This window comes from Streptomyces sp. SID5785 (assembly GCF_009870065.1).
Taxonomy (GTDB): domain Bacteria; phylum Actinomycetota; class Actinomycetes; order Streptomycetales; family Streptomycetaceae; genus Streptomyces.
The window spans coordinates 1-1627 of record NZ_WWIA01000230.1; the positions used below are offsets into that span (position 1 = coordinate 1).

Here is a 1627-nt window from a genome sequence, read left to right on the forward strand (position 1 = left end):
ACCGCCGCCCGGCACGAGGCGCTCGCGCTCGGGCTGCGCCGCAAGGACGGCACCGGTGCGCTGCTCGGCGCCCGGGACCGGCCGGCCGGGCTGCTCGGTCCCGCCGCCGAACTGCTCACCGTGACGCCGGGCCACGAGGTGGCCGTGGCGGCGGCCTTCGGCGCGGCCGCCGACGCGATCGCCGTGGCCACCCCCGCGGCGGCGGCCGAGGCGATGCGGCTGCTGCGCAAGCAGGACGCGGGGCGGGCGGCCCTGCTGCTCGCCTCCGAGGGCACAGCGGACACCGAGCACACCGAGCACACAGAGCACCCCCGGGACCTGCCCGCGCAGGCGCCGGCCGGGGCGCGGTTCGCGGCCGAACTGGTGCGCGGGCCGGTGGAGTTGATGCCCACCGTGCGCCGGCTGCTCGGCGGCATCGTCGTCGTGGCCACCCTGGAGGACGCCGAGGACCTCGTCTACGCACACCCCGGGCTGTCCGCGGTCACCGCCGAGGGCGACCTGCTGGGCGCGCACTTCGCGCAGGGCGGGTCGGCCGGGGCGCCCAGCCTGCTCGAGGTGCAGGCCTCGGTCGACGAGGCGGCCGCCGAGCTGGAGCGGCTGTCCGCACAGTGCGAGGAGCTGGCCGGGGCCCAGCAGTCCGCGGCCGGACGCCGCACGGAATGCGCCGCGCTCGTCGAGGAGCTGGGTCAGCGCCAGCGCGCCGTCGAGCGGGAGCGGTCGGGGCGGGCCAAGGAGCTCGGCCGGCTCGCCGGGCAGGCCCGCGCGGCCGCGGGGGAGGCCGAGCGCAGCGCCACGGCCGCGGCCAAGGCGCAGGACGCCCTCGACCAGGCCCTGCTGGACGCGGAGGAACTGGCCGAACGGCTCGCGGTCACCGAGGAACAGCCCGTGGACGAGGAGCCCGACACCTCCGTCCGGGACCGGCTGGGCGCCGACGGGGCCAACGCGCGCCAGACCGAGATGGAGGCCCGGCTCCAGACCCGTACGCACGAGGAGCGGGTGAAGGGGCTCGCGGGGCGCGCCGACTCGCTCGACCGGGCCGCCCGCGCCGAGCGCGAGGCACGCGCGCGTGCCGAGCGGCAGCGGGCCCGGCTCCGGCACGAGGCCGAGGTCGCCTCGGCCGTCGCGTCCGGCGCCCGCCAGCTGCTGGCGCACGTCGAGGTGTCCATCACCCGGGCCGACGAGGAGCGGGTGCTCGCCGAGCGGGCCAAGGCGGGCCGGGAGCAGGAGCTCGTCGCCGAGCGCAACCGCGGCCGCGCGCTGAAGGACGAGCTCGACAAGCTGACCGACTCGGTGCACCGCGGCGAGGTTCTCGGCGCGGAGAAGCGGATGCGGATCGAGCAGCTGGAGGCCAAGGCCCTGGAGGAGCTCGGTGTCGAACCGGCCGGGCTGGTCGCGGACTACGGCCCCGACCAGCCGGTGCCGCCCTCGCTGCCTGCGGAGGGCGAGGAACTGCCGGAGGACCCGGAGCACCCGCGCAACCGGCCGCGCCCCTTCCACCGTTCGGAGCAGGAGAAGCGCCTGAAGTCCGCCGAGCGCGCCTACCAGCAGCTCGGCAAGGTCAATCCGCTGGCGCTCGAGGAGTTCGCGGCCCTGGAGGAGCGCCACAAGTTCCTCAGCGAGCAGCTCG

The 1627-nt window shown here is 77.4% G+C and carries 1 pseudogene; it reads left to right on the plus strand.

Annotated elements, in window-relative coordinates:
- Positions 1 to 1627: pseudogene (locus tag GTW43_RS06920) on the plus strand (chromosome segregation protein SMC); the annotation flags it as partial.